This is a genomic window from Bradyrhizobium sp. WSM4874 (assembly GCF_055811835.1).
The window spans coordinates 1-25,555 of sequence record NZ_JBVVPR010000056.1; the positions used below are offsets into that span (position 1 = coordinate 1).

Genomic DNA, 25,555 nt, shown 5'->3' on the forward strand with positions numbered 1-25,555 from the left:
TTGATTGCGAGGGCTCAACGATAACGGAGGTTGTCTGCCACGAGCGCCGACCGCAATTACGTCATCGTTTGCAAATTCGGCGATGAAGTTGCCGGACGGCACTGGCTGCACGCTCGGCACGCGGGTCGCGGAATTGCTGGTGAACGTGTATTACAGACCCATCGCGCGCAGTTGGCTGAAAACGCTCGCCGGCACGTCCGGTCAGCGATGTCGGCGACCGTGCTTGCGACCAGCAACGCCGGCCATCGCCGGCGCGACCGCGGCTTTGAGTTCGACGTCATGCGGCCACAGGCTCGATGCCACTACGGCCGGCGACCGGCGATTGACGCGGCCGAGCAATTGGCAAGCGGCGAACCCGGTCACCAGCGATCCGTCGCGGCGGTGTCTGCCGCCGCTGTTCTCGGCCGGGCGCGCGACCTGATGGTGGACCGCGCTGAGGGTCGAGCGAGTGTCTTTGCAAACGCGGGCGATGGTGGTGAGGTCGTTCATGGCAGCGGCCCTCGTTCGGCACAAAAGTCGTGGTGAAGATGCTGGCTGCCAGTTTGCTCGGAACGCGCGGTGTCGGTGATCAGGCCGACCGCGTTGCGGAGCACCCGGAGTCTGGACCCCGACGCAGCCGCGCGCAAGCGGGATGTGCTAACGTCGAGGTTATGTTGCTCACGAAACGCCAGCGCCGCGATCTGGTCCGCATCGATCAGAACTAGTCGTACAGTTGCGAAATGTCGGCTCGTGGCGAGATGGCGGGACGACATCAGTGTCGACTTTGAGAGATGGCTGGATATTCGCGGGCGCATCGCGATCGATGAACAGGCTGACGTTTCGCGCTCCAATTTCTGGAGCGGTCAACGGGGTTGAAGCGGCGCAACGCTTTGCCGCGCTTCGCCTCAATTCGACCATTCGACTCAGGCTGTGCTTGTATTTGTTGCTGGCGTCTCGTTTACGACGGTTCTCGATCCCGAACCGGCGCACAACGAAGCGGAGCCGAAGGCCCGGAGAGAACCCCATCGAACCGGGTCTTTGCGCTCTCGATATGGCGAAGCCCATCGCCTTACCGTTTGTATTGAGCCCGGGGAGGGAATTCCCGGCTGCGCATCTCGGCTTTTATCAGGAGCCGTTGCCGCTTTGCTGCGGCGATCTGATCCCGGACGTGCTCGCGCAGATAGTTTGCTTCGTCTATGGCGCGCTGAGGGCGGTCCAACAATTTCTGAGCCTCGCGGCTGATCGCCTCTGCCATGACATGCTCCCGAACAGGCGGGAGCGCAGTCGCGTCTCTCAGTCCCCGACGCCCTGGAAATCGCGGCCGGCGATGGCAGGCAACGTACCACGGCCAAGATGGGTCCAACACGTGCCCCATCAGTGTATTGCCGTAGGTATCGATCCACTGAACCTCCTGGAGGAAGTTCTCGCGAAGATACCGTTGCTCCTCGCTCGAGCAACTGTGCCGCCCGTGCATACGGCCTTGATTCCGTAAATGGAAAGCGGCCGGTCCAGGGCGCCAACGAGGGCGATCAGAAGTTTGGACGTCGTGAACAGCAGTGCGGGCCTCAGGCTATGCAGGAGCTCGATGGTCTGACGCAACAGGTGACGGACATACGGATCGGCATCCTGCCGTTCTCGAATCAGCTCCTAGATCCAGCGCCGATCGAAATCGATGCACTGCTATCTTGCGGGCCGTCGCGGTGACTGCTTTGGCCTTGCCAATGCGGGACGACAGTCTTCTATAGAAGGCGCCGAGCGCGGTATCAGTGCGTCCGACGGTTACGGCAGCAGGCGCAGCAGAGCTGCGGCCCGCAAGATAGCAGTCCTGTTCTATAATGCTGTGCGTCACGGAATGGACTACGTCGATCTCGGGGCCTCGTCCAATGAGACACGCTATCGGACGCGAGTGATCAACAATTTGCACCGACGTGCCAAGGCATTCGGCTTTGTCCTGCACCCCTTGGAACCGGGAGCTGGTGCCGTTTCTTAGGAATCGTTCTCCAGCGTCAGCTCCCCGATCTTGGCATGCAGCGACTCACATCGATCGCAGGCGTGGCCGTCGTAGGGCTGCCCGAGCCGATACATCGGAAGCTCCGCCCTCAAGCTGGGACTTCCAGGCCATCACTTGATTGGGGTGGAGTCGAATTGCTCGGCAAGCTGAGCTATCGACCGGTCGCCCTTGACGGCGGCAAGCGCCACCTTCGCCTTGAAAGCCGGTGCGTGGTTGCGGCGTGCTCGTCTGCTCATCGTCGCTCCTGATTCGCAGGCACCAGCGTGCCCGCTGTCAGGCAGAAACTCCACTTATAGACCTGTTCAAATTTGCGGAGCCGGCTCTCTTGCCAAAGCGCCCATCGCCGTGATTGGCAATCCACTCTTCCCTGACGCGCACTTTCACATCCTGTGCGGCCTCCATGACCGCCTGCTGGAAGAAACGACTGTGCGTGAAAATAATGACCTGCCGGCCGGCAGCCGCTTCCTTGACCAAGCGCTTTGCTACCTGAATCGCCTTCTTAGGTGCACGAATATTGGGATTGCCTATACCAAATTCGTGAACTGCGTCTAGTTCGCACTCTAGCTGAACGGGAGGCCCGAAAGCACGCGGAGCCGCTACGAGTTCGGATACAACTTCAGTCAATCCGGCAAGACCGAATGCATCTTCCACATATCGAAAACGCTTTAATAGCTTGTTCGCGCGTACAGGGCTGCTGCGGGTAGTCAGAGCGAGCCGAGCAACCGGGCCACCCCGGCCTTCCGATGGCAAGTTGAGCATACACTGACTTGTTGGTAATAGGTTCTCAGTGGCCTTGGAGCTGCTATTCAACCGAAGCATACAGCCCCATCCCAACCACCACGCCGATGACATTGGCGCGAGGTTCGGGCTTCCGTTCTCGTTTAACGATGAAATGAGAACAACAGGTGTCCCAATGTAATCAATGGCAGGGTCAAACGGAATCGTTTCGATTTCATATGACTCGCCATCATTCCTCCTTACCGCCAACATCTCTGACCTCCTGTGCTTGAATGTCTATTTTGAGAGGCGCCCGCCGTGTTCGAAGCTTCGGAAGAAAAGCCGCGGCAGGCAACGAATTCGCTCCGCGGACCGGGCTCCGTTTGGAGGGTAGAAAAGCGTCGAAAAAATACGGCCAGGCTGCCGTACAAACAGAAATCGAACCACTCGATGACCGTGCCTGCGCTGGAGGCAAGTCCTATGGTCCAGATTCCCGGAGCTCGGGCATCCGCTTTCGGTTTGCTCATGGGACTCTCCTTCGCGCTTTTGGCGCAAGCGAGTTTAGTTGCGCGGACGCCTGAGCGCACGCGCTGTTGTCACCTGGCAAAATACTAGAAAGCTCGCGGCTTACTTATGCTGCGACCGATTGCTGCGTGGGCGCGTAACGCGCAAGACATGCGCTGGCTTCTGTCGAGATGCGCTTGACCAATTCACCAGCGGTTGGGATGTCATGTATCAATCCGATACCCTCGCCAACGGTGACATTGGCAGTATCATAGTCACCCGATGACCATGCCGCGTCGACGCGCTGCAGCTCCGCCTCTTGGAGGTTACGCAAGTCGTCTTCCCGGCCGTGCCACTGCTCGATGAAGCCATTCTTCATGAGCCTCCCGGTGTATTCTGAGGGCCACGGCTTTTTGCGAACCACGTCGTAGACACGAGTCCGGATCGTTTCGTCGCCTGTGGCGGTCACCGCCTTTTCCTTTGCGTTACGATGGATCACCGATTCTTGCGTGGCCCAGAAGCGCGTCCCCATCAATGCGCCATCAGCACCGAGCATCAGCGCCGCAGCGAGGCCGCGTCCATCGGCGATACCGCCTGCAGCAAGCACGAGGACATGAGAGGCCCTTTGTGCCACCAGATCGGCGACCGCCGGAACGAAGGGCATCGTGGAGCGCGCCGTTAGCCCGTGGCCACCTGCCTCGGTGCCTTGCGCTATGACGACATCGGCACCGACGTCGATGGCGCGCTTCGCATGCTCAAGTGTTTGTACCTGACAGATGAGCGGAACGCCCGCTTGCTTCACCTGCGGTGCATAGGGCTCGGGATCCGAGAATGAGAGCATGATCGCCTTGTTGTGCCGCTGCAAAGCAAGATCGAGCAGGCCAGGATCGTTTGCCAGAGCCCATGTTATGAAACCGCATCCGACGTCCCGGCGGCTCACCTTGGCCGACTGTTCTTCGAACCAGGTCCGGTTGGCATAACCTCCGCCCAGCATGCCCAACGCGCCGGCCGCGGAAACGGCCGACGCGAGTTCGCCGCCGGAGGCGGGGTCCATCGGCGCCAGTACGATCGGATGCTCGAGTCCAAAAAAGTCGGTCAATCTCGTTTTGATGCCCATTTTCCGTCCTCGCTCAGGCGCGATCCGCCTTTTTCCATGCAAACACTAGATCAGACGTTGACAACGGAAAAGTGATTAGTTTTGATCAAAGTCATCATTACGGGAGATGACCCATGGACAGCACCGACCTTAACTTCTTTACGGCGGTCGCAATGGCGGGCGGGATCGGCCGGGCGGCAAACGAGCTCCACACGGTGCAGTCCAATGTGACGCAGCGGATTCGGGCACTCGAGGTTCAGCTGGGGGTCCAGCTTTTTCACCGGTCCAAAAGGGGAGTGACGCTGACCTCGATGGGGAGCAGGCTGCTTCCTTACGCCAATCGGATCAGCGAGCTTTTGGCAGAGGCCCATCGTGCAGTGAAGGATGAGGCCTTTCCAAGCGGCGAATTGCGCATCGGTTCGATGGAGACGACGGCGGCCTTACGGTTGCCGCCTCTGCTTACCCAATACGCCATCGCCTATCCCGACGTTGACGTCCAGATCGAGACCGGCCCTACGGCAGTTCTCGTCGACAATGTGGTTTCTCGCAAACTGGATGGAGCTTTCGTCTCCGCACCGATCACGCACGGCGAACTCGCCTGCACGCCGATCGTGGAGGAGGAGCTGGTGCTGGTAACGTCACCGATGGTGTTGTCCGACCAACATCTTACCAAGTTCTTGGCAACAGGGAGCGGCCGCAAGGTGATCGTCTTCCGCGCGGGCTGCTCATACCGTCAGCGCTTGTCGGAATATTTGGCGCATCATGGTTTTGTCGACCTGCGCTGGATGGAGATGGGAACGCTGGATGGAATCATCGGCTGTGTCGCCGCATCGGTCGGCATTTCGCTCATCCCGCGTATAGTGGCTGAGCCGGCCGAGCGGCAGGGCTTGATCAGGCTCCATCCACTGCCCAATGGCACCGGCACAGCGGTCACCGTGTTTGTTCACCGAAAAGATACGTTCGTCTCGTCCGCCCTGCGGGCGTTCATTGAATGCGCCGGATCAGGAGCGAAGCTCGAAGCTGTTCCGGAGCGATCTGCGAGCGTGGTCAAGACGCCTCGAAAGATGACCTAGCAGCCTTCACGGAGGAAGCGATGAAGCGGTGTACCTCCTGAACTCTCCGCGTTTCATGCGTGTCAGGATGAGAGGTGAGCCAGTAGTTTCGCACGAAGCGTAGATCCGGGAGCAATTGCCTGAGCTCGGGGTGGCGCCTGGCCGCGTAATCGTGAAGAATGCCAACGCCGTGGCCAGCTCGCACCGCCTCCATCTGCGCAACGACGCTTCCGCATTCGTAGCGGCGCGACATGAGACGGCCAAGAGTCGATGCGTAATACAAAGCACGGCTATAGACGAAATCCTCAACATGCGTGACGAACAACCGCCCTTGAAGTTCGGCCTGAGTTTTGACTGGTCCTTCCCGTGCTAGGTAACTGTCCGCCGCGTAGACACTAAGAGTGTAATCAGTCAATTTTGAAAGGATGAGCCGCCCCTGCTTGGGCCGCTCCAGCGTGATAGCGATGTCGGCCTCTCGCCTCGACAAGGAGAAGGTGCGTGGAAGTGGGACGAGCTGAATTACCAGCCCGGGATGGCTTGCAGCCAGTGCGCCCAGACGATCGGCCAAGAAATAATTTCCAAGTCCGTCCGGCGCTCCGACCCGCACCGTACCGGTGATCGCCTCGCTCGTCGCTCCGATGCTGGAGCCCACTTTTAGAAATTCGCTTTCTGCGCGCTCGGCCGCAGCGAGCAGAGCCTCGCCGGACGCCGTCAATGTGCAGCCAGACGTGTGCCTTTCGAGCAATTTGGTTTTCAGGCTACGCTCCAGCGCTGTGAGCTGGCGAGCGACCGTTGCATGATTCAGGCGCAGGTTCTTTGAGGCCTTCAGAATCTGCCCGGCCCGCGCAATCTCGAGGAATATCCGGACCCGCTCCCAATCCATTGGCTATACTTTCTGCACAACAGAGCCGCTAATTCGGCCGTTGATGCGCAATTCTATGCGCTCCATACGGGACTTGATCAAGCTCTGATACAGGAGAGAGTCCATGGCGGCGACTATTCCGAACTTCATCAATGGTGAGTTGGTACTTAGCCGGAGCGCCCGCACTTCGCTCGTCTACAATCCGGCCACCGGCGAGGAATCCGCAACGCTTGGCCTGGCTACGGCGCAAGACGTTCAGGCCGCAGTCACGGCGGCTCGGAAAGCCTTTCCGGCTTGGCAAACACCCCTCCGCTGCGGCGCGCGCGCATCCTCAACCGCTTTCTGCGGATCATGGAAGACAGGATCGACGAGCTCGCCGAGGCCATCACCGCTGAGCACGGCAAGGTGCTCTCGGATGCAAAAGGCGAGATCCAGCGTGGCATGGAGGTCGTCGAATTCGCGACCGCGGCACCGCAACTCCTTAAGGGAGAAGTCACCGAAAACGTGGGTACCCGCGTTGACAGTTACTCTTTGCGTCAGCCGCTTGGAGTGGTTGCCGGAATTACACCGTTTAACTTTCCAGCCATGGTGCCGCTGTGGATGTTTCCGGTGGCGCTCGCATGCGGTAATAGTTTTATCCTGAAGCCCTCGGAGCGGGATCCGTCAGCGTCGCTCATTCTGGCGCAGTGGTTGAAGGAGGCCGGGCTGCCGGACGGCGTCTTCAACGTCGTGCACGGTGACAAGGAGGCGGTGGACGCCATCCTGACCGACCCCGGCATCGTCGCCGTCAGCTTTGTGGGCTCCACTCCGATCGCCCGCTACATCTACGAGACCGCCACTCGCCACGGCAAGCGCTGCCAGGCTCTTGGCGGCGCCAAGAACCACATGATTGTCATGCCGGACGCCGACATGGACCAGGCCGTCGATGCGCTGATGGGTGCGGCCTATGGCTCTGCTGGCGAACGCTGTATGGCGATTTCGGTGGCGGTTCCCATCGGGGATACCACGGCCGAGCGGCTGATCGAAAAGCTGGCGCCCAAGGTCCGCGCTCTGAACATCGGTCCCGGCACTGATCCCGAGGCCGAAATGGGTCCATTGGTGACAAAGCCCCACCTTGACAAGGTCCGGGGTTACATCGATGCGGGCGTCGCAGAGGGTGCAAAGCTGATTGTCGACGGACGCGACTTCCGGCGCCAGGGCTATGAAAACGGATATTTCATCGGTGGAAGTCTATTTGACCGCGTGACCACCGACATGAAAATCTACCGTGAAGAGATCTTCGGTCCGGTCCTCGCGGTGGCACGCGCCAAGTCTTATGACGAGGCAGCCGAGATGATCAACAACAATGAATTCGGCAACGGCACTGCTATCTTCACAAGGGATGGTGACGCGGCCCGTCAGTTTGCGCACCAAATTCAGGTGGGAATGGTTGGCATCAACGTCCCGATCCCGGTGCCGATGGCGTTCCACTCGTTCGGAGGCTGGAAAGCGTCTCTTTTCGGCGACCACCACATGCATGGTCCCGAAGGAGTCCGATTCTACACCAAGCTCAAGACAATCACGACAAGGTGGCCGACCGGTATCCGATCAGGCGCCGAATTTGTAATGCCAACGATGAGCTGATCTGTCGAAGCAGAGGGCCGTGGACGCCTACCACGGCCTTCTTGCGTCAACTCTCGAATTCGCTCCTTGCGTCGTGGCGAGCGGCTGATTGTTTGTGCTTGCTGCGCGTCAAGCAAAAACGGCACTAAAGCTTGTGTCCCTCGTAGACCGCACTCATCCTGACGGTTCTGCTTGGCGGACTGGCCGCGCAGCGTCCCATCTTGGCCGCAGGCGTTGCCGTCATCCTTGCCATTCTGCTTGCAGCCCGTGCGGCGTTGCACGACTTCGTCCGTACGGTGCTCACGGAGAACGAAGTCAAGGACGGCCTGATCTTTGCCGCCGCCACCCTCGTCATCTTACCCCTGCTTCCCGATCAGCCGATCGGCTCCTTTGGCGCGCTCAATCCGCGCGCGATCTGGATCATTGTCAACCTGGTAATGGCGATCGGTGCCGCCGGGCAGTTTCAATACGGCTGCTCGGTGCAAAAGGCGGGCTCGCTATCTCGGGCTTCGCCTCCGGTTTCGCCTCCAGTACAGCCACGATCGGAGCGATGGGGGCGCGGGCACGCAAGACGCCGGAGTTGCTCGGAGCCGCCACCGCCGGCGCAACGCTTTCGACTGTCGCAACGATCGTTCAGCTCTTTGCGGTGCTCGCAGCAACCAGTCTGCCCACGCTGCAAACTCTACTGGTTCCGTTACTTTGCGCTGCTGTCGCGGCGGCGATCTATGGCGCGATCTTCACGATCAAGGGCATGCGGGAAACGGCGGCAGGCGATCTGAAACTCGGACGGGCTTTCAGCCTGCGTTCGGCCTTGTTGCTGGCGTTGACACTCTCCGCAGTTCTCCTGCTCTCCGCCAGCCTGCGGGAGGTATTTGGAGAAATTGGCCTGGTTGTCAGCGCGGCTGTAGCCGGGCTCGCAGACACGCATTCGCCTGCCGTGGCAGCAGCCACCCTCGCCGCCTCAGGCAAGATCAACTCCGCCGACGCTGTCGCTTCGATTTTAGCGGCGCTTTCGACGAATACCCTCAGCAAGATCGTTGTTGGCTGGATCAGCGGCGGGCGCTCCTTCGCACTGCGGCTAATACCGGGCCTTATTCTGGTCATCGCGGCCGCGTGGGCTGGCGCATTTTCGATCTCCTGATCGCCTGGGCCGTCTATGCCGACTGCCGCGAGTCTATTGCTGCCGGGCTGAGTTCTTTGTCCCACGCATAAAGGCCTGCATCTCGTCCAGAGTGAGCTTCCCATCCTTATTGCTGTCCATTGCCTTGAAAATTCGTTCGTGGGCAACCTGAAACTCCGACAATGAGATGGTCCCGTCGCCATCAGCGTCCATCAGCGCGAAGATCACGCGGAACATGATTGCTGGCCCCATTCCATCCGCGCCCGTCATGCCTTGCCCATTCATGCCGCGCCCCATCATTCCCATCATGTCACCACCACGCATCGTGCTTTTGCGCTCCGCGGATGGGCCTGCGGGCGATTCCGCCTCCGCGGGCGGCGACACTTGGCTTTGTCCAGGGTGATGGACCTCGTGATCAGCCGACGACTGAGCAAACGTGGGATAGCTCAGGACAGCAGACAGCAGCGCTACAGCGATGGATGGGACTCGCATGGATGCTTCTCCGGCGTCGATTAAAGAAGCAACGTTGCCGATCCCGACTGGGTTGGGCTTGAGCCAAGTCAAGGGCAGTGCGCGGCGAAACTGCTGCACTCTCCGGTCGTCGCGGGGTCGTTTGCGATCCGGTCAACACTGTTTGTGCGTGGCTGTAGCCTGTCGTCGCGAACGGTTCTAGCGAGCACAAGGTCATGCGGCACGTCAGCGGTCGTGCAGATGATCGACATCCGAACTTGAGACGCAAACTACGGGATGTTGTCCACAGCATCCTAGCGTGCTGGCGGGTCGGTGTTTGCAACAACCGTTTGAAACGTCAGCTTCTCAACCGGTTTTGATCGCTAAGGCATTGATATGGTGGGCGCACCAGGACTCGAACCTGGGACCCGCTGATTAAGAGTCAGCTGCTCTGAGAAACTTCGCTGGTGGATTCACCCGGTGTGAAAATCGGAAGCGCCAGACGCTCGAAGCGCCTGAGCTTCTGCAGAAGTCACATTGCCTCAAGAAGTGATCGCCCACGCTTGCCGTCAATGTAGTTTTCTTGATCTCCCGGTGCACACGTCGTGCACACGCCGCCTTCTAACTTATTGATGAACTTGAACTCTCGCTGCAATCCATCATCGGAGAAATCGAGTTCACCGGTTGCGGTAAGAGCAGGCCTTGTCGCAGAGCGGCACCGTAACGCGGCGGGACGACCAACCTACGCGCGGTAGCGTTGCATCTGGGACCGAAAAGTCAACGTTCTTGCTCCTTCATTCTTAGCCGCCCTTCACGCGCCGCGCCTTTCTGGGTTCCCGGTCGGTGACGGTCCTGAACTGGGTCTAGAACCGTCGCGCGAGTAAACGAACGACCATTTTCGAGATGGTGCGCGATCCGCTCCTTGGCGAAGGCCATAATGCTTTGGCGAGCATTCTCATCGTTCGGCAGAGCGCGTTCGACAAGCTTATTAATGACGACAATTTGGGATTGGGCCGCGAGCAGGTCAGAATCATGCGCGACCGCCGGTCGCTCTGCACGGCGTGCCTCGACCGTCACACTCCACCTGTTGCGCCACATCTGACGCCTTTCAGTGCTAGCGACTCCTGTAGCGGCGTCTATGAACTTGATCGCCCTGATGACGGGCTCGACGCCTTCCCTGCGCAGAGAGATGCGGTCGCCAGGCCTGCCGCCACTATTTGCGACGTCGTTCTCAAGGCCGACGCCCCACACCTGATGGCGCCGGCCATCGTCAAGTTCGATGGCTACATAGGTTGATGGCTCCGCGTCGGGGCGGTTGCGGTAGGCGCCATAACCGACCTCCATCAGACGTCCGGAAACACCCTTGTCGTAGTCGAGCCTATCCGCCCGCAGCGGCTTGTCCGGAGCCGAGCGAGCGTCTACCTCGTTGGTCCGGGCCTGGGCTCGTTCCCATGCCGCTCGTCGATCAGCGAGCGCCTGGCTGTCAAGCTCAGTTGGCTGATACCCCTTCACATCCATGAAGCGCGCGCGTGCCTCGAGCCAGGCCTCGCGTCGGAACTCGACGGAACCACGGACGTGAAGGGCGTCCCACTGGCGATGTTGTGCGACGCTGACCATGTCCCGGATCACTTCGGCAGCAGCCATACGGGTGACCAGGCGATCGTCAGTGGCCTTGAACGCGAGGTACTCTTTCCGCTCATCGGCATAGAGCCGCGCCTCGCGGTCAGATCCATCCTTTCCGGATTCACTGGCGACCACGTAATATTTCCGATGGATACGGTCTGGAAACGCCCTATCGGTGAGTTCCGCGGATGAAGGCTTGTTGAGGTCTGTTGCTATGGAATCGTCTTCCCCCTTTTCTCGGGCGGAAGCGCGCCCCGCGCGACGTTGCCGCTCCAGGCTGAATTCCTCGCGAGCGTCATGCCTGTCGTTCATGCTGCTCACCCTTCTGCTTGCGGCCGGTCCGCCGCGTCGGCGGAATGACCTGAGCGTCGATGTAGTTCAGGGTCCAGGCTTTCAGGTCGTCTTCGGAGAGGCCTTCAAGCTCGACATCCACGTCCCCGAAGTCGAAACTGACACCGGCAGGAATGGTGGAGGGGTCGGCCACCTCCTCGTCGGTCATCGGTCGCGACCGAAACACCGTGCGGAGTTCAGCGATCTCGGACCGAAGCTCTTTGATCTCTGCCTCCATCAGCGCATTCGAGCGGCCTTTGGGCATCTCCGGAACAGGCGCCGGGAGCAGACGCCGCAGGAAGGCCTTGTCTTCGTAATACACGATCTTGTCGGCGATAACGGGCGGCAGCCCCGAGGCTAAGATGAAGGCCTTGGACCTAGGCAAGAGTTTCAATTCCTGCGGCAACATCAGGGCACGACGATGCTCGGAGATCGTCTCGCTGGTCGAGCGCGTCGCAAGCCCTTTTGGCCCGCTGCGGCTGCGCGCCTTTACCGTGTCGTAGCCAATGCGCTCCGACAGCTCATTGGCCACGTCCTGCTCCTTCGGGGCAAAGACGACCTCGACGGCATGGTTGGTCATGAAGTTGCGGGCTGCGTCGATGCCGTAAATTGCGCGAAGCTGAGCCGGACTTTGAACCACCGTGAGGAGCCGGATGCCGTATCCGGCGATGAACGCGACCGATTTCGCAAGCACATTGACATTGCCCAGCGCCGGAAACTCATCGAGCAAGAGCAGCACCTTGCGATTGAGTTTAGAGTTCTGCTCCGGCAGTTCGCGCGTATTGAGATCGACCACCTGCTGGAAAAACAGATTGAGAAGCGGTGCCATGCGGTCGAGATTGTCTGGCGTGACCCCGAGATAGATCGACATCGGCCGTTGCCGCAGCTGCCGCAAATCAAAATCGTTGGTCGATGTCGCCGCGTCGATGCGCGGGTTGAGCCAGAGGCCGAGCCTTGCGGTAACGGTCTTGCGCACCGAGTTCATGGTGTTTTCGGAAGCCGCGAGGAAGTCGTTCAAGGCGCTGACGCAGTGTCGCGATAGTGGCGAAGGGCCGGCTTTGCGAGCGGCAATGAGTTTCTCAAAATGGGCCTTGAGGTCGCTCGCTGCGGACAGCTGGTGCAGGATTTCGCCGATCGTTAGGGGCAAGCCAGGCGTTTCCGCGACATAGCCTCCGATCGCCACAAAGGCCGAACGTGCCGCCTCGAACCAGAATGGGTCGCCACGGCTTTCGGCCGGAAACAGCATCATCGCGATGCGCTGGAGATCGTCATAGAGATCGGCGGGATCGCTGCGGACATAGCCCAGCGGATTATAACGCGCCGTGCGACCGTTTTCCTCGAGCGGGTCGAACAGATGGACCTCTTGCCCATGCGCTGCACGAAATCCCGCCGAGCGATCCCAGTTCTCCTTCTTCACATCCAGCACAACAACTGAATCCGGCCAATTGAGCAGGTTAGGAACGACATAGCCAACCCCCTTCCCTGCGCGGGTAGGGGCGTAGACCAGGACGTGTTCCGATCCGCCAAAGCAGAGCAGTTTGCCGCCCTTGCGGCCGAGCAGCACGCCTTCCTTGGACCGCAGGCCGGCGGCCTTGATCTCGCGCTCCGAGGCGAAACGGGCGCTGCCATGAAGCGGCAGAGGTCGCTGCCGGAGGATAGCGCCGAGCAGGCCAAAGACGACGATCACCCCGGCCAGGGTTGAGAGTGTCAGCCAGCGGTCAAAGCGTGGGTCAGTGCCGTATCGGGGCCAGCCCGTGGCGATCTCGGACCAGTGGATGCCTCCATCGTGATGCCTGAGCCCGAGCAGCAGAACATTTGAGGCGACCAACAGAAACAGCCCGATGGCGCCGACCGCAAGCGCAGTACCGAGCGCGAACCTAGTGGGCGTGGTCGCGTTTGCGAACGGGGTCATAATAGATTTCCGAGATGCGGTAGCGGCCATCTCGCTTCTGCATCTGGACGACGACGTCGACCAGAAGCAGCAGGAGCGAGCGGATATCGTCGCGATGAAGGTCACGGCCTTCCGCACTTTCCTTCACCAACAAGGTCAATTGCTCGAAGGCGAGCCGGGCGCTATCGGCGTGGACCGTCGTGATGGACCCCGGATGTCCGGAGTTCACATTCCTCAGATAGAAGAACGCGGTCCCATCCCGAAGCTCCTGCAGCAGGATCCGATCTGGCCGCATCCGCAAGCACGACTCGAGCAGTTCGCGCGGTCCAATCCTGGCGACGCCCTGCCCGTCCTTGGCATAGAGCAGCCGCACGCAATTCTGATGGGGGATGACAAGCTCGGCGGTATCCTCAATCGTGATGAGCCGCTCCTGCGCCGGGATGGCCGCGATCAGCGCCTTGGACAGGGTGGTCTTACCGGAACCGGTTGCGCCAGAAATAAGAATGTTGCGGCGAGCTCGCACGGCCAGATCGAGGAACTCGCGCCATTCGCCGGCTTCCTTGAGGGCAAGCAAGCGATGCTCGTCAGGGCGGAGCTCATTCCCCGTGACACGGATCTCGTCGAACAGTCTTGCCTGCTGGAAAGCGTCTAGCGTCATGGTCAGGGTCGATGGCTTGCGGATTGTCAGGCTGATCGTCCCGGCCGGCACAGCCGGCGGGACCACGATCTGGCAGCGCTCCTCGCCGATCAAGCTGGTCGAGACGACCGGATGCTCCGGACCGATGTCCTGGCGGGTGTGGCCGGCGGCGGCAGTCGCCAGATGCGACAGATAAGCGTGCGTCAACGCCGGCGCGTTATGCCGGGTCCAACCGCCGGGCCCTTCCACGAAGATCTCGCCAGGGCGGTTGACGACGATTTCGGTCAGGGCTTTGTCCGCCAGGTATGGCGCCAGCGGCTCCAGATAGCGCTCCAGCACCAGGCGGCCACCATCGCGCTCAATCGACATCACCTGGCTCATTTTGTCACCACAGCCGGGGCCACGATGCCACCAGGGATGGTGCGGTCGAGAATCTGGGTCCGGGTCTCAATTCGCCGAAGTTGGTAAACCGAGGAGAAATCGACGTCGCGCGCAACAAAGATGTTCACGAGTTCGCCCTGGTTCTTGTTCAGCGTCGGGGGGATGTTGATCGACTGCTCGACAGCGATAGCGGCGGCCGTATTCGTGGCCCCCGCGGTGTTGTTGATTTGGATGGAGCCGTCCTGCATCTGCTGACGGCCGATCGACGAGGCATCGCTGACGATCGAGAGCAGCAGCGCCGAGCCAAACCGCTCAAAGAAGTGGGTGTCAATGTCACCGTCGAAGCCGGCGCGGCCCAGCGCATCGGTGGCAGGCGAGGACAGGGCTGCAATCACGCCGGTCGGCGTCTTGGCGCGGGTCCACAGCACGAACAGGCGCTTTGAACCGCGGCGCACATTGCCGCGATACTCGCCGACCACTTGCGTGCCTTTTTCCATCAAGACCACGTTGCCGGAGTCCGACATCACGTCGCGTATGACGACGCAGGAGACGAAGCCGGCCACGTCTGAGGACATCGCGGTTTCCAGTACGCACGGAATTGAAGTACCCTGGGTGACCAGCAGATTGCGGTTGGGAAGCCGCGCGGCGCGCACGCCCTCGATCGGCGTAGGTTTCAGCTTGTCGGCAAGGTCGTTGCGCGGCTCGCCCCGTCCAATCCCATAGGGATCGGCAATGACACTTCCGGTCACGCTATCGCGGGCGGGACGCCCGGAAGAAATCGGCCTATTATACGCCAGCACTGGGGCGCGCCGGGCGCTCTCCAGCAGCTGGTCGGAGGCGGGTGCTGGCGCAGCTGCGATCGGCGTGGCTGCAATTGAAGCCGTGATGATTGGCGCAGACGGCGGTTCCGGTGCGGGCTCGAACGCCGCCGCCGGCCGGATCATGAGCTTGCGGGCGGAATCGCTCACTGGCTTATCGCTCTTCCAGGTGCTCCAGATGATCAGAAAGGCAAAAGCGGTCAGCGCCAGCGCGCCGAAGCCGCGCTTGAGCATCGCCGTTCGACCATTGTTCCCTCCTCCCACTGGGGTAATGCCGCGGTCGCCGGCAATCGTCTCGTCATCATGCTCGGTCATGTCGCGCCCGCCTATCGTGACTTCAGGGTTGGAGGTGATTTCTTCGCCCGCCGCTCAATCGAGGGGCTGGTGGTATTGGTGCCGGGGTTGATTCCGACCGCGTCGAACGCCTCGTTGAAAATGCAGAGCACGTTGTCGCCCTTGCGCAGCCGAAACTCCCGCGCCGTGGCATGAACGACCACGAGCTCGCCGCGGACATCCTTAGGCACGAGGCTTTCCGAGCCGTCGGAGTTGATCAGATAGATCGCCGGGATTTCGCGGTTGCCCGCAAAGCGGAATGTGGTCTCTTTGCCGTCATCGAATACGGCCTCCGGCTCAAGATCGATCGAGCCCTGCGCCGAAAAGCGCCAGTTGCGCGCCCCATAGGAATGATGCAAGTCGAAGGTCTGCTCGATCAGCGCGCCTTCCCGCTCGGCGCCGCGCGCGGCGGCTTCCACGCGACGGCGTTCTATCTCGTCACTGGGATAGGCGAACCGGACCACGAAATAGCTGTCCGCCAGCGTGGTCTCGGCGATCGACAATTCGAACTGATACGAGCGCTTGCGGCCGTCGGGACGGGTGGTCACAACCTGCAGATTGGTCGGCGGATGCTTTTCCCGAGGCTTGAGGAACAAGATCGAGCCTGCGGGGGCAACCTCCCATGCGACGGAGTCGCCGATCGCGACATGCGCGACCTCCTCGTCATCAGCAAACAAAATCTGGGTTGAAGCCCGGATGACGCCGTTGACCCGCACCACGTTGGCCGGATCGTAAGCGACTGTGCGCACCCGAGCGTCGTGTTGACCAGGTGCTGGCTGCTGCAGCGCCAGTACCGGTCCCGCGAATCCCAGCGCAAAGATCATCAAAAGGACGGAACGTTTCATGGCACCACCTCCGGATCGGCGCGATATTCCGAAACCAGGAAGCCGAGGGGATTGATGAGACGGTCGGCGGAGGACATGGGCGCACTGGCATAGGAGAACGTCAGGGTCGAGACCCAATGGGTGATGCGGGTTTCCTCGCCCTTGCGGCTCTCCTTCATGAACCGTACGGAAGCGACATTGTCGGCGAGAAGCGAGATCGCCTTGATGCGTACCGTGGCGACCCCGAAACGGCCTTGAACGACCTGCGGGCTTTCGGGATTCGAGCCGCGGTACCACGCCGCGAAACGGGCTTGCTCGCCCGCCCCGGACAGCAAGGAAATGGTTCGAAAGTTGGTTTCCGCCTCCGGATAGCTGTAGCCCTCGCGTGCACGCACATAGCGGCCGAGAAAATACTTGGTCACGGCTTCATCGTAGCGCGCCGGCGTCGATTTGAGCGCGGAGACCGTATCAACAATGCCGGTGGCATTATCGACCCGGATGACGAACGGCTCGACCGTTTTGAGTGGCGCAAGTGCCGCGACCGCACCGACCGAGGCGGCCGCCAATACGCAGGCACCCGCGGCAATCACCCACGCCGTTCGGCGCGAACGATGGGCCGATAGCAACAGATCCTGTTCCCACCGGCGCGCGTTGTCGAAATAGGTCTTCAGATCATCCTGCCGGACCATCTCACGCCTCCTTGCCGCAGGCGCGGTAAGACGCTGCAATGTCCAACCGAGAGCTCAAATTGGCGGTATGGCTGGATGGCGCGAACGGGCTGGCGTCGCCTTTGCGGATGATGGGTGCTGGCCCGGACGGCGGAATTGGCGCTTCGGGCGCCGCCAGCGGCGTGCCGTTCTCCCAATCCCAAAGTGAACGATTGAGTGGGCGGCGCGTCAGACCGTCACAGGACGGCGGCCCCTTTGACCAGTTCGCGCAGGCCCCAAGCTGCCATGCGATAACGCAAATGATGAATAGTCGACGCCACATCGTTCTGATGCCCCTGTCTTTCCTGTCGCCTGATGTGCCGGCGATCTTTGCTTACGCTGTCGTAGTGCCCTGCGATCGGACCCGCCGCATACTGCCGCCCTGCCGGCTGGCTCTGACTGCAGCAAGACCCCGGCTTGCCGACCAGCGTGCGCCAGCATAGGCGCCGCCGGCTGCGGCCGTGGCATTGGCAATCAGGGGACTTGTGACCAGCCGGCTTGCGAGCGATGCCCCACCCCCGGCGAGTCCGCCTGCGATGATCGGCAGTTGCAGCGAGATGTATCCGGACAGACCGAGCACTGCGCTGATCGCGACCGCGGCCACCACCATCTCGCCGGCTGTGCCCGCATTGGCTGCGAACCTGTCGATGAAGCCGCTGACGGTCGTTAGCATCAGCCCGACCAACGCGACGACGAGCACCAACAGAATGACGAAATTCGCGACCTGCCGAAGCCAGGCTTCTGTGAACGGCCGCGTGGCCTCGAATAGCCCGAGCGCAATAAAGATAGGGCCGAGCGCGATCACGACGCCGAGACCGACCTTGGCATAGAGCAGGATGGCAAACTGCAAGAAGGAGCCAACCGCCACGAAGACCAGGAGAATGGCGGCAACCAGCGCCGGTGCGATGTTGGTCAGACCGGCTTGTTCGTAGATCTTGTTGGCAACGTCGATACCTTTGGAAAGAAGCTGATCGAACGGAGCTCCGGAACTGGTATTAAGTCCCGCCCCCGCCAGCGCATTGCCGATCTCTTTCGGCAACGAGTCGAAGAACAGACTCGTGACGTATTGCTGAAAGGCACTGGAATTCGTTGCCAGCAGCACCACGACCACGATCCGCATCGCCCGCCAGGCAAATTCCATGATTGGCTCAGAGATCGCGCCGCGCATCACCGCAAAGCCGTAGAGAATGACGTAGAGCGTGACGGCAGTGCGAAGCGGACCGTCGATGTACGAGGCGAGATTCGACACCGAGGTGGACACGAATGCCGTAATCGGTTGCTCGAATTCCTTCAGGAAACTGTCAAAGACGTTTATGGCCATCGCGGCGGTCCTTACTTCAGGGCGTCTTTCATCTCTTGGATGGTGACCTTGTTACGCGCTTCATTCGCGTTGATGCAGTCGGGCGTGTTCCCACGTTCGCCTGGGTTATCACGGCACGCCTTGAGCGTTGCTTGAAGCTCGTCCCGATGCTCGAAAAACCAGCTGACGGTCTTCGTCTGCCGGGTCGTATCGGATTCATTACAACCCGTAAGAGCGGCGGCAACAGCGATCAGCAGAAGGGATGCTCTCAGTCTCATTGCAACGCTGCTTTCATTTCATCAATCAGTTGTCGTTGTTTCTCGCGCTCCCGCTGCCCATCCATGTCCGTGCGGGCCTGCTGGATCATCGCGAGGCCTTGCATCCGGAGCACATCGTTCTGGAGCAGCGCCTGTTCGGCCTGCAGCCGGGCTGACAAATCAAGGGTCTCCTTGACGTCTGTCGCACTGCTGATGCGGGTTCTGAGCTCTTCGAGTGCGTCGATACGCTGCGAGGCAGTGTCGTACACCGCCTGCCCCATGGAGTGCTTGGCGCCGGTCTGCCGCGCGATCCGGTCGAGCTCGCTCTGGTAATACGAATTGCCGCTGTTGCCGGCATATGCGCGGTTCTGCGACAGATAGTGATCAATCGCGTCGGCAAAGTTGCCGCCACCCTGCCCCGCGACGAGACGTTCGATCTCTGAGAATTGTTGCGGCAGCGTTTTCCGGAACTGCGGTGTGTTCAAGAGCGACCCGATGTCGTTGGCGTTGGTCCGCTTGTTGAAGCTGTCATAGAGCTGCTTGGCCTGGTTCAATTGGTCCTGCGCCACCTTGAGCTGCGACGTCAGGGTATCGACCTGCTTCTTCAGCTCCGTCAGTTGCTCAAACTGCCGCGCAAAGACGTTAGGGTCGAACACGATCTCGGCTGCTGCCGGAGACGCCATCAGAAGGGCCGCGACTGACGCGGAGGCAAACATCACCGACATGCGCTGAACCATCATCGGGCTTTCCTCCGCTCCGCGTGAAATACCGGCAGCCACTGGGCCGGATCGTCGCCGTGCTCGCTGCGAATGCGATCGAGCAGTTCGACCGTTTCCGTCCGCCCTGACAGCACGGCAAGGGCGTCGTCGAAACCGCCGAGATCAAGTTCCGCCACGACCGAGTTGTGGCCCTGCTTGACGAGAAACCGCCGGCTCTCGGGCGCGAGCTCCTCCTTGATCAGGCGGAATTCAGTGTTGGTCAGATGGAACCCGTCGATATAGTCCGATCGCGTTCCCCGCGCGTTCGGCAGGAAGATTTGCGTCGGGCATTGCTCGACGATGGTGTGTGCGATCGGCGAGGCCAACGCATCGCGTGGCGACTGCGTGCCGAACACCATCACGCCGTTCTGCTTGCGGATGGTTTTCAGTTTGTTGTTGGCGAGATCCCGAAAGGCCTCGTCGCCGAGCGCCTTCCAGAACTCGTCGATGTCGATGATCAGGCGCCGGCCGTCGATCAGCCGCTCGACCCGATGGAACAGATACATCATCAGCGGTGTGCGAACGGTCGCATGATCCAACAGATCGGTCATGTCGAAGCCGATGAACCGGGCCTCCAACCCGATGGCATCTTGTTCGCCATCCAGGACCCAGCCGTAGGGAGCACCCCGGCACCATCGCTCCAACCGTGCGCCGATCCCTTCCCGATCTTGCTGGCCGAGAAAGGCCCGCAGCGCCCCAAACGAGCGTTCCGCTTGCCGCAGTTGGCCAAGAGCTCTTAACCCGGAATCGATCCGTTCCTCCTCGGTCACCGTCAGCGGCCGGTTTTCCGGCGTGACGAGTTTCCGGATAAGTGCGCCGAGAAAGGACAGGTTGGCCGGCGTCAGCTCCAGCGCCTTGAGCGGCGCGCAGCCGGTTGCAACGCCGTTGTGGAGCGTCAGATAGGTGCCGCCGGCGGCGCGGACGAAAATCTCGGCGCCGCGGTCCTTGTCGAAGAACACGTAAGTGGCGCCAAGCCGCTCGGCCTGCGACAGCAGGAAATTCTGTACGACGGTCTTGCCGGATCCGGACGGACCGCAGATGAAGGTGTTGCCGAGATCGCCGTGATGGAACGAGAAGTAGAACGGCGAGCCCGACGCGGTCTTGAGCATCGCAACAGCCGGACCCCAATGGTTGCCGGCAGCCTTCCCGGTCGGATAGGTGTGAAACGGGGAGAACGCCGCGAAATTGCGGGAGCTGATCGCCCCAGTTCGTGCCCGATATTTGAACAGCCCGGGGAGCTGGGCCCAATAAGCCGCTTCAAGTCCAAGATCTTCGCGCGCGACCACGCTACCGGCATCGGCCAGTGCTCGCCGCGCCACGCTCATATGTTCCTGTAGCTGGGAAGGCGTCTCCGCGTAAATCAGCAGCGAGAGGTGATGATCGCCGAGCGCGAATCTATTGGATTCGAGATCGTCGAGCGCGTGAGCGAGTTCGTCGATTTGCGAGGCCGCCGGATCCTGAGCCGACACCAGCTGGTTCTGCTTGCGGGTCAGAACGGTCTTGGCGTCGGCTTTGGATAAGAACGCAAAGGATTGCGTGAGGGTGATCTCGAAGGGCGCGGAAAGCAGCGCGTTCAACTGGCCAGGTCTCGTGGACGCTGGATATTCCTTGATCCCGAACATGCCTGCGAAGCGCGATCCGCCGGCACCCCGGATTTCGATGGCTTCGCGGCCGAAAATGACGCGGTTCGAATAGAGCGCGGGGCCGATCGGTCCTTGCGGCAAGGGGACCGGCATCCACTCCCCGCTTGTGATGGCGTGGAGCAGTTCCATCGGTTCTGAAAACACGATCCCGTTGCGCTCGACCAATCCAAGAGTATGGGCACCGTAACGCTCCAGGGCTGCGACCATGTCGCGCCTGGCATCCTCGAGCCGCTTCAAAGCATCGCTGTCGGCCTCGGCGGATTGCGCAGCGCGTCGGCCAAGCTGCTTGAAGAACGCTGCGGCCACGTCCGTGGCGGCACGACCGGGATGCCAGACCAGCGTCAGATAGAGATCATTGCGAAAGAGCGCCTCGTTGCGGAGCCGGTTGCGATATTGCGCGTCGAGCGCGGCTGCAAATGTCGAGCGGAACGTACCGGCGGGGTAGTCTGACGTTCGACGGCGCACCAGATGGGTCCATAGCGCCAGCCGTGGATCCGCAACGTTGCGTAAGGTGAGGTTCAGCTTGGCGTGAAGGTCGTTCAGATCCGCCGTCTCGGCGGTTTCGAACGAAGTGCCATCAAGCCTGATCACTGTGAGCAGCGCTCGGGTCGTGAGACTGATCACCGTATCGGTGATGTGCCGGCCGAATGGCAGGTAGACATCGGGACCGATCTCCCGGGTCTTCAGCGCTGCGTTACGCATAGCCAAGGTCTCTTGTTCGATATCGCCGAACGAGCTTGAGCGGCGTGCAGGACGATCCGCCCCAAAATGACGCGTTGCGCGTGCGCCCTCGCGTCTCGATCCAGGCAAGCAGAATCCGGAACATGTTGGGGTCGTGCCGGCAGATGATGCGGCAAAGGCCATGGATCGGAACCGCGACCAAGCCGTAGAGAATGCTGCCAGCTACTAGAAACAGGATGCAGGAAAACATCACGTTGAGCGCCACAGCCTCCATCGTGACGCCGGCGACCATGGCCGGACGCGTGCAGGCCAAAAACAAGGTGTCCTCCGTGAGACGCGCGGCCTCGGTCATCAATGACCCCCAGTCAAGGTCGAAACCACCTCGGAGGCGCCGAACGTGATGGCCACACCGAGCACGACATAGGCGGCCTTGCGCAGATCGAGGTAACCGAACATCCAGGCGATGCCGACGATGATGACGGCCAGCGTCGCTAGCAGGCGGGCGACGTTGCCGGTCAGCATGTTGACGATGTTCTGCAGCACGCCTTCGATGTTCGCGGTCTGCGCAAACGCGGGCTCGACCAACGCGATGCTGAGAACGGCGCCCATGCAAAGGAGGGCAGCGGAGTTTTTAAGAGGAGAAGTCATGGCACGGCTCCGATTGGCACTGCAGCCGGACCCCAGCCCGGACCGCGGTTGAGTTGAGATGAAAAGCGGCGATCCTCATCGTTCGTAAACAAAGGCTGATGTGCCTATGCCCGAGCGATAGACGTCCCAGGGCCGGCGCTCGCTGGTAGAGGCTGCGGGTGGATTGCTTGTCGTATCGCCGGTGGGGCGAGCGCGGCCGGTAGAAGCAATCGGCTCGATACGAGGCTCCGAGACTTCACCGGAAGCCTTCGGTGCGAAGCTCGCGACGACCTCGGCGATCGCCTGGTCGCGGTCTGCGCGTTTTAGGCTCGCCGCTTGCAGTCGTGTGTCGAACAATCTGCCAAGGCCGGCAATGTGCTGGCACGCATCGAAGGTGGTACTAGCCGTCAGTCCGGCCTTCCTTGTTTCCTCAGCATCAAGTTGAGCGAGCCCCGTTCGGACCTTCTGACCGGAGGCGATGGCCTCGGTCGCGAGCTGGATGGCTTCGTCCCGATCAGTGGCCTGAATCGGAATCGGTTTGCGCCCCTGAATCGTGATGAGCAGCGGTTCGAACGAGCTCGCCTGCCGCACGATTGCCGTCAGCGGCCGGACCATTGCCGTCGGGGCACATCGCTCGGCCAGAGCTGCGAATGCAGCTGGATCCATGGTTGAGAGCCTTCTTGTCGGGAGTTGAGACGTTCGATGCTAGGCTGCGGCCGTTAGGCTCGACGGTGCGTCAATTGCACACCCTGAAATCTGCCCGGCCGCTCGGATCGCGCCGAGGGCCTCTTCGGTGATCGGCAACAATCCAGCGACGGCATTTGTCGTCCCGATTTGACGAGGCGTGCCGAGGCGATCGAGATGCCATCCGGCCCGGCGCAGGATGCGTTCCACGCGCACGTCAGTAACCGTTGCGATGGCCTGAAGATTGTGCTGCTGCCCCCATTCGATCATGGCTGCAAACAGCAGGAACGTCGCTTTGCGCAGACCATTCTCTGCTGTTGCCGCCGCACTTTTGGTGTCAACGCAGAAGCGCGAGCTCTCCCACATTCTGGCCGACCTCGGCGCCGCGTTACCATCGAGCAACACCGGGAACGTATCGGCGAGCATGTTGCGTCCGGTGGTGGGCAGGAGGCGAACACAGCCCACAACCTCGTTCTGCTCGAGTGCCAGGAGATAAGTTGGCTTGAAGGTGTCGTACTGATCGATCTCCAATCCGTTGCAGACTGAGACGTCCCAGTCGAGCCGTTCCTTGAACACACGCCCTCGCAGGCGGTGCATTCCCATTGCCAGTTCAGAATCCTGCAGCAGCGCCGCACGCGTGCGAACAATGGCCTTCATTCTTAACCTCAAACTTACGAATCACAGCTTCGAGATCAAGAAAGCAGTCGCAGTCACGGCGTTGCGCTGTCAGTTCTGACAGGGCCTTGGTTCTGTTGGTCGCGAAGCGCATTCGCAAGGCGCGGTTATCCGCACGCAATTTGGAAACCCTATAAGTTCGTGACGCGCGGATCTGACGGCGCAGGGAATGGAATTCCCTAACCTCTACAAATGGAGAAAAATAGTTGCCTTGGGTGGCGCAGTCAGAAGTTGTTTCTCCCCCGTCGTATGTTCGCGCTGCTCCTGTAGTTCTGACAGGACGATATCGAGTTGTTCGTGCCGCAAAGCTGCCGCAACGTCACAATACAGCGTCTGCACGTGGAGCGCGAATCGTCATAAGTTTCGCGTTGAGGGAACTAAGAAACGACTGAAGTGGCGCAATGAAAGATGTCAAAAGAGCATGCGATGAATTTGTCGATTGTCTGCACGCAGCCCATACGGAAGATGATTTTCGGCGTGTTGCGGAACGAGCTGCGCATGCCCTGGGATTCCGGTGGTTTGCCTATTTTAGTCAGCGCGCTAATGGCCCCATTCTGATCTCATCCTATCCGAAGAGCTGGACCAGCCACTATTTTCGCGAAGGCTATCACAACATCGATCCCGTTCTTCAGGAGCCGCGAAACACGAGCCGTGTGTTCCTGTGGGATGGTCGTGAGGCGCGAAGCGCAAAGTCGGCGAAAGAGCGCCGCCTGTTCGATGATGCGCTCAGCTTCAAGATCAGGACCGGCCTGACCATTCGCATTCCCTCAAGCCAAAACCGGTTTGCGGCGTTCACGCTGGCGGTGGATGAGCGCAGCCTTGGACTCGATCGCTTCGTCGAGAGCTCGCAAGATATGTTGCAAACGGTGGGGCTCACTTACCATGCCCATGTGAGCGCTGCCGGAATTGGATGGACGCCTCGGTACGCCCAGCAGGTCTGCACCTTGACCCAGCGCGAAAGGCAATGTTTGGGTTGGATCTCCGAGGGCAAGACGATGCAGGATATTGCTCAGCTCCTCGGTGTCGGCTCGCGCGGTGTAAAATTTCATTTGGATAATGCCCGGCGGAATCTTGCTGCATTAACCCTCCCGCACGCTGTGGCTCTCGCGCTTCGGCAGGGATTGCTCCCGTAATGCGCAAAACAGCTGTCCGGTTTGCAAGGAGTTGCGAAGATCGACGGTTCAATTGGGGTAGTAGTACTGGGCGGTCGCACTCAGGGCGCGGGATTCTTTGGTACATACCCACGGCGTGATTTGCGGACGAGCCAAGCCTCGAGCGCTTCGACGGCCTGGACCCTCCCGGCAAACAGATCGATCCGCCGGCGGCCACGGTGGCCCAGACGTCCCCATTCGCGCACCAACGCCGTATCACCGAACAGAGTCGGTTCAATCGTGAGGACATAGAACCTGGCCATATTGCGGGCCGGATCGCAACGTTGGAGCACGAGGTATGGCACCGTGAGTTCGGACATGCGCAAGAATCGCACCTGTCGAAAACGTCGTCCAATTAAGTTATCGAATCGATCAGGCCTATCGATTCAGAATGTTAATACCGGTGATGAAAGCCATTGAGGGTGCTCAACGAGCGGTCTCCGAAACTACAGGGTGTTGTGCGCCTCTGACTGCAAACAAAGTGGGCGTCGCCCTGCGGGCCGGCCTGGAGGCTGCGCTGACCCCCCGCGAGCGGGTCTTCCCCCTTACGGGCTGCCATCCCTGACGCGAAACGGCCCGAGTCCCCGAACAAGGCAGCTGCTGAGTCATCGGAAGCTCCCGCGTATTCGCGTCGGACCTCAACCCCCTAAATGCAAGCGATGCCTATGGTCTCGAGGACATCGAGGCCCAATCCGCGGAGTAATCGCCTGGTGGGCAAATCGACTGTCGCTCCGGACAAAAGACGGCGGCTGTTCTCGCAGTCAATCAGACCGATACTGCATCCGCGGGCGAACGATGTGCGTTTCGGCTCACATGCTTCCGGTGAAGGACCAACTCCGCTC

General features: G+C 60.6%; 24 protein-coding genes and 2 pseudogenes. 4 read left to right on the forward strand and 22 right to left on the reverse strand.

Annotated elements, in window-relative coordinates:
- Positions 1 to 201: 201 nt before the first annotated feature.
- From AC0L3P_RS34865 to AC0L3P_RS34885, 5 genes and pseudogenes are all read right to left on the reverse strand, one after another.
- Positions 202 to 489, reverse strand: a complete 288-nt coding sequence (locus tag AC0L3P_RS34865) for a hypothetical protein (protein ID WP_473308749.1) — start codon at positions 487 to 489, stop codon at positions 202 to 204.
- A gap of 559 nt (positions 490 to 1,048) precedes the next feature.
- The gene (locus tag AC0L3P_RS34870) at positions 1,049 to 1,234 is read right to left on the reverse strand and encodes a hypothetical protein (protein ID WP_473256494.1); all 186 of its coding nucleotides are present in this window, start codon (positions 1,232 to 1,234) and stop codon (positions 1,049 to 1,051) included.
- A gap of 737 nt (positions 1,235 to 1,971) precedes the next feature.
- Positions 1,972 to 2,226: pseudogene (locus AC0L3P_RS34875) on the reverse strand (transposase); the annotation flags it as partial.
- A gap of 37 nt (positions 2,227 to 2,263) precedes the next feature.
- Entirely contained in the window at positions 2,264 to 2,980 is a 717-nt protein-coding gene (locus AC0L3P_RS34880) for a flavin reductase family protein (RefSeq protein WP_473308750.1), read from the reverse strand.
- A gap of 358 nt (positions 2,981 to 3,338) precedes the next feature.
- On the reverse strand, positions 3,339 to 4,328 hold the full coding sequence (locus AC0L3P_RS34885; RefSeq protein ID WP_473256492.1) for an NAD(P)H-dependent flavin oxidoreductase: 990 nt from the start codon (positions 4,326 to 4,328) through the stop codon (positions 3,339 to 3,341).
- Between the two features lie 113 nt (positions 4,329 to 4,441).
- Here AC0L3P_RS34885 and AC0L3P_RS34890 point away from each other — a divergent pair, with 113 nt between their 5' ends.
- Positions 4,442 to 5,380: a LysR substrate-binding domain-containing protein gene (locus AC0L3P_RS34890; RefSeq protein ID WP_473308751.1), complete on the forward strand. Its 939-nt coding sequence runs from the start codon at positions 4,442 to 4,444 to the stop codon at positions 5,378 to 5,380.
- Here the strand turns inward: AC0L3P_RS34890 and AC0L3P_RS34895 are convergent.
- Positions 5,355 to 6,242: a LysR family transcriptional regulator gene (locus AC0L3P_RS34895; protein WP_473308752.1), complete on the reverse strand. Its 888-nt coding sequence runs from the start codon at positions 6,240 to 6,242 to the stop codon at positions 5,355 to 5,357. The two genes, AC0L3P_RS34890 and AC0L3P_RS34895, sit on opposite strands and share 26 nt — an antisense overlap.
- A 103-nt stretch (positions 6,243 to 6,345) precedes the next feature.
- Between AC0L3P_RS34895 and AC0L3P_RS34900 the strand changes: the two are divergent.
- A pseudogene (locus AC0L3P_RS34900) lies at positions 6,346 to 7,844 on the forward strand (CoA-acylating methylmalonate-semialdehyde dehydrogenase).
- 133 nt (positions 7,845 to 7,977) lie between these two features.
- On the forward strand, positions 7,978 to 8,964 hold the full coding sequence (locus tag AC0L3P_RS34905) for a DUF4010 domain-containing protein (protein ID WP_473308783.1): 987 nt from the start codon (positions 7,978 to 7,980) through the stop codon (positions 8,962 to 8,964).
- A 33-nt stretch (positions 8,965 to 8,997) separates the two neighbouring features.
- Here AC0L3P_RS34905 and AC0L3P_RS34910 read toward each other — a convergent pair whose 3' ends face one another.
- From AC0L3P_RS34910 to AC0L3P_RS34980, 15 genes are all read right to left on the reverse strand, one after another.
- A complete protein-coding gene (locus AC0L3P_RS34910; RefSeq protein ID WP_473308753.1) occupies positions 8,998 to 9,534 on the reverse strand; it encodes an EF-hand domain-containing protein in 537 nt (178 codons plus the stop codon).
- A gap of 636 nt (positions 9,535 to 10,170) precedes the next feature.
- Positions 10,171 to 11,328, reverse strand: a complete 1,158-nt coding sequence (locus tag AC0L3P_RS34915; RefSeq protein ID WP_473308754.1) for an LPD7 domain-containing protein — start codon at positions 11,326 to 11,328, stop codon at positions 10,171 to 10,173.
- Positions 11,312 to 13,288, reverse strand: coding sequence for a type IV secretory system conjugative DNA transfer family protein (locus AC0L3P_RS34920; protein ID WP_473308755.1), 1,977 nt, complete (start codon positions 13,286 to 13,288; stop codon positions 11,312 to 11,314). Before AC0L3P_RS34920 ends, AC0L3P_RS34915 begins: the two co-directional genes overlap by 17 nt.
- Positions 13,224 to 14,255: a P-type DNA transfer ATPase VirB11 gene (gene virB11 / locus AC0L3P_RS34925; RefSeq protein WP_473308756.1), complete on the reverse strand. Its 1,032-nt coding sequence runs from the start codon at positions 14,253 to 14,255 to the stop codon at positions 13,224 to 13,226. Before virB11 ends, AC0L3P_RS34920 begins: the two co-directional genes overlap by 65 nt.
- Entirely contained in the window at positions 14,252 to 15,388 is a 1,137-nt protein-coding gene (gene virB10, locus AC0L3P_RS34930; protein WP_473308757.1) for a type IV secretion system protein VirB10, read from the reverse strand. The genes virB11 and virB10 overlap by 4 nt, the downstream gene beginning before the upstream one ends.
- 11 nt (positions 15,389 to 15,399) lie before the next feature.
- A complete protein-coding gene (gene virB9, locus AC0L3P_RS34935; protein ID WP_473308758.1) occupies positions 15,400 to 16,251 on the reverse strand; it encodes a P-type conjugative transfer protein VirB9 in 852 nt (283 codons plus the stop codon).
- Positions 16,248 to 16,919, reverse strand: coding sequence for a VirB8 family type IV secretion system protein (locus AC0L3P_RS34940; protein WP_354201991.1), 672 nt, complete (start codon positions 16,917 to 16,919; stop codon positions 16,248 to 16,250). Before AC0L3P_RS34940 ends, virB9 begins: the two co-directional genes overlap by 4 nt.
- A 352-nt stretch (positions 16,920 to 17,271) precedes the next feature.
- Positions 17,272 to 18,258, reverse strand: coding sequence for a TrbL/VirB6 family protein (locus tag AC0L3P_RS34945; RefSeq protein ID WP_473308759.1), 987 nt, complete (start codon positions 18,256 to 18,258; stop codon positions 17,272 to 17,274).
- Positions 18,259 to 18,269: 11 nt separating this feature from the next.
- Positions 18,270 to 18,515, reverse strand: coding sequence for an EexN family lipoprotein (locus tag AC0L3P_RS34950; protein WP_473308760.1), 246 nt, complete (start codon positions 18,513 to 18,515; stop codon positions 18,270 to 18,272).
- Positions 18,512 to 19,234, reverse strand: a complete 723-nt coding sequence (locus tag AC0L3P_RS34955) for a TrbJ/VirB5 family protein (RefSeq protein WP_473308761.1) — start codon at positions 19,232 to 19,234, stop codon at positions 18,512 to 18,514. The genes AC0L3P_RS34950 and AC0L3P_RS34955 overlap by 4 nt, the downstream gene beginning before the upstream one ends.
- Positions 19,231 to 21,597, reverse strand: coding sequence for a VirB4 family type IV secretion/conjugal transfer ATPase (locus AC0L3P_RS34960; RefSeq protein WP_473308762.1), 2,367 nt, complete (start codon positions 21,595 to 21,597; stop codon positions 19,231 to 19,233). The genes AC0L3P_RS34955 and AC0L3P_RS34960 overlap by 4 nt, the downstream gene beginning before the upstream one ends.
- Entirely contained in the window at positions 21,590 to 21,928 is a 339-nt protein-coding gene (locus AC0L3P_RS34965) for a VirB3 family type IV secretion system protein (RefSeq protein ID WP_473308763.1), read from the reverse strand. The genes AC0L3P_RS34960 and AC0L3P_RS34965 overlap by 8 nt, the downstream gene beginning before the upstream one ends.
- Positions 21,928 to 22,224 (reverse strand): TrbC/VirB2 family protein, encoded by a 297-nt coding sequence (locus AC0L3P_RS34970; protein WP_473308764.1) that lies wholly within the window; start codon positions 22,222 to 22,224, stop codon positions 21,928 to 21,930. The genes AC0L3P_RS34965 and AC0L3P_RS34970 overlap by 1 nt, the downstream gene beginning before the upstream one ends.
- A gap of 75 nt (positions 22,225 to 22,299) precedes the next feature.
- Positions 22,300 to 22,869, reverse strand: a complete 570-nt coding sequence (locus AC0L3P_RS34975; RefSeq protein WP_473308765.1) for a lysozyme family protein — start codon at positions 22,867 to 22,869, stop codon at positions 22,300 to 22,302.
- Positions 22,870 to 22,908: 39 nt separating this feature from the next.
- Entirely contained in the window at positions 22,909 to 23,544 is a 636-nt protein-coding gene (locus tag AC0L3P_RS34980; protein WP_473308766.1) for an acyl-homoserine-lactone synthase, read from the reverse strand.
- A 419-nt stretch (positions 23,545 to 23,963) separates the two neighbouring features.
- Here AC0L3P_RS34980 and AC0L3P_RS34985 point away from each other — a divergent pair, with 419 nt between their 5' ends.
- Entirely contained in the window at positions 23,964 to 24,695 is a 732-nt protein-coding gene (locus AC0L3P_RS34985) for an autoinducer binding domain-containing protein (RefSeq protein ID WP_473308767.1), read from the forward strand.
- 80 nt (positions 24,696 to 24,775) lie between these two features.
- Here AC0L3P_RS34985 and AC0L3P_RS34990 read toward each other — a convergent pair whose 3' ends face one another.
- Complete coding sequence (locus tag AC0L3P_RS34990) at positions 24,776 to 25,033, reverse strand: WGR domain-containing protein (protein WP_085398296.1); 258 nt, start codon at positions 25,031 to 25,033, stop codon at positions 24,776 to 24,778.
- Positions 25,034 to 25,555: the final 522 nt, after the last annotated feature.

What these genes read in the sequence shown, in the direction of transcription:
- AC0L3P_RS34865 (WP_473308749.1), bottom strand. Translation starts at nt 489, where the DNA reads ATGAACGACCTCACCACCATCGCCCGCGTTTGCAAAGACACTCGCTCG.
- AC0L3P_RS34985 (WP_473308767.1), top strand. Translation starts at nt 23,964, where the DNA reads ATGAAAGATGTCAAAAGAGCATGCGATGAATTTGTCGATTGTCTGCAC.
- AC0L3P_RS34940 (WP_354201991.1), bottom strand. Translation starts at nt 16,919, where the DNA reads ATGGTCCGGCAGGATGATCTGAAGACCTATTTCGACAACGCGCGCCGG.
- AC0L3P_RS34920 (WP_473308755.1), bottom strand. Translation starts at nt 13,288, where the DNA reads ATGGCCGCTACCGCATCTCGGAAATCTATTATGACCCCGTTCGCAAAC.
- AC0L3P_RS34975 (WP_473308765.1), bottom strand. Translation starts at nt 22,869, where the DNA reads ATGGATCCAGCTGCATTCGCAGCTCTGGCCGAGCGATGTGCCCCGACG.
- AC0L3P_RS34965 (WP_473308763.1), bottom strand. Translation starts at nt 21,928, where the DNA reads ATGACCGAGGCCGCGCGTCTCACGGAGGACACCTTGTTTTTGGCCTGC.
- AC0L3P_RS34870 (WP_473256494.1), bottom strand. Translation starts at nt 1,234, where the DNA reads ATGGCAGAGGCGATCAGCCGCGAGGCTCAGAAATTGTTGGACCGCCCT.
- AC0L3P_RS34990 (WP_085398296.1), bottom strand. Translation starts at nt 25,033, where the DNA reads ATGTCCGAACTCACGGTGCCATACCTCGTGCTCCAACGTTGCGATCCG.
- AC0L3P_RS34885 (WP_473256492.1), bottom strand. Translation starts at nt 4,328, where the DNA reads ATGGGCATCAAAACGAGATTGACCGACTTTTTTGGACTCGAGCATCCG.
- AC0L3P_RS34915 (WP_473308754.1), bottom strand. Translation starts at nt 11,328, where the DNA reads ATGAACGACAGGCATGACGCTCGCGAGGAATTCAGCCTGGAGCGGCAA.
- AC0L3P_RS34970 (WP_473308764.1), bottom strand. Translation starts at nt 22,224, where the DNA reads ATGACTTCTCCTCTTAAAAACTCCGCTGCCCTCCTTTGCATGGGCGCC.
- virB11 (WP_473308756.1), bottom strand. Translation starts at nt 14,255, where the DNA reads ATGAGCCAGGTGATGTCGATTGAGCGCGATGGTGGCCGCCTGGTGCTG.
- AC0L3P_RS34945 (WP_473308759.1), bottom strand. Translation starts at nt 18,258, where the DNA reads ATGGCCATAAACGTCTTTGACAGTTTCCTGAAGGAATTCGAGCAACCG.
- AC0L3P_RS34950 (WP_473308760.1), bottom strand. Translation starts at nt 18,515, where the DNA reads ATGAGACTGAGAGCATCCCTTCTGCTGATCGCTGTTGCCGCCGCTCTT.
- virB10 (WP_473308757.1), bottom strand. Translation starts at nt 15,388, where the DNA reads ATGACCGAGCATGATGACGAGACGATTGCCGGCGACCGCGGCATTACC.
- AC0L3P_RS34960 (WP_473308762.1), bottom strand. Translation starts at nt 21,597, where the DNA reads ATGCGTAACGCAGCGCTGAAGACCCGGGAGATCGGTCCCGATGTCTAC.
- virB9 (WP_473308758.1), bottom strand. Translation starts at nt 16,251, where the DNA reads ATGAAACGTTCCGTCCTTTTGATGATCTTTGCGCTGGGATTCGCGGGA.
- AC0L3P_RS34890 (WP_473308751.1), top strand. Translation starts at nt 4,442, where the DNA reads ATGGACAGCACCGACCTTAACTTCTTTACGGCGGTCGCAATGGCGGGC.
- AC0L3P_RS34980 (WP_473308766.1), bottom strand. Translation starts at nt 23,544, where the DNA reads ATGAAGGCCATTGTTCGCACGCGTGCGGCGCTGCTGCAGGATTCTGAA.
- AC0L3P_RS34895 (WP_473308752.1), bottom strand. Translation starts at nt 6,242, where the DNA reads ATGGATTGGGAGCGGGTCCGGATATTCCTCGAGATTGCGCGGGCCGGG.
- AC0L3P_RS34955 (WP_473308761.1), bottom strand. Translation starts at nt 19,234, where the DNA reads ATGATGGTTCAGCGCATGTCGGTGATGTTTGCCTCCGCGTCAGTCGCG.
- AC0L3P_RS34880 (WP_473308750.1), bottom strand. Translation starts at nt 2,980, where the DNA reads ATGTTGGCGGTAAGGAGGAATGATGGCGAGTCATATGAAATCGAAACG.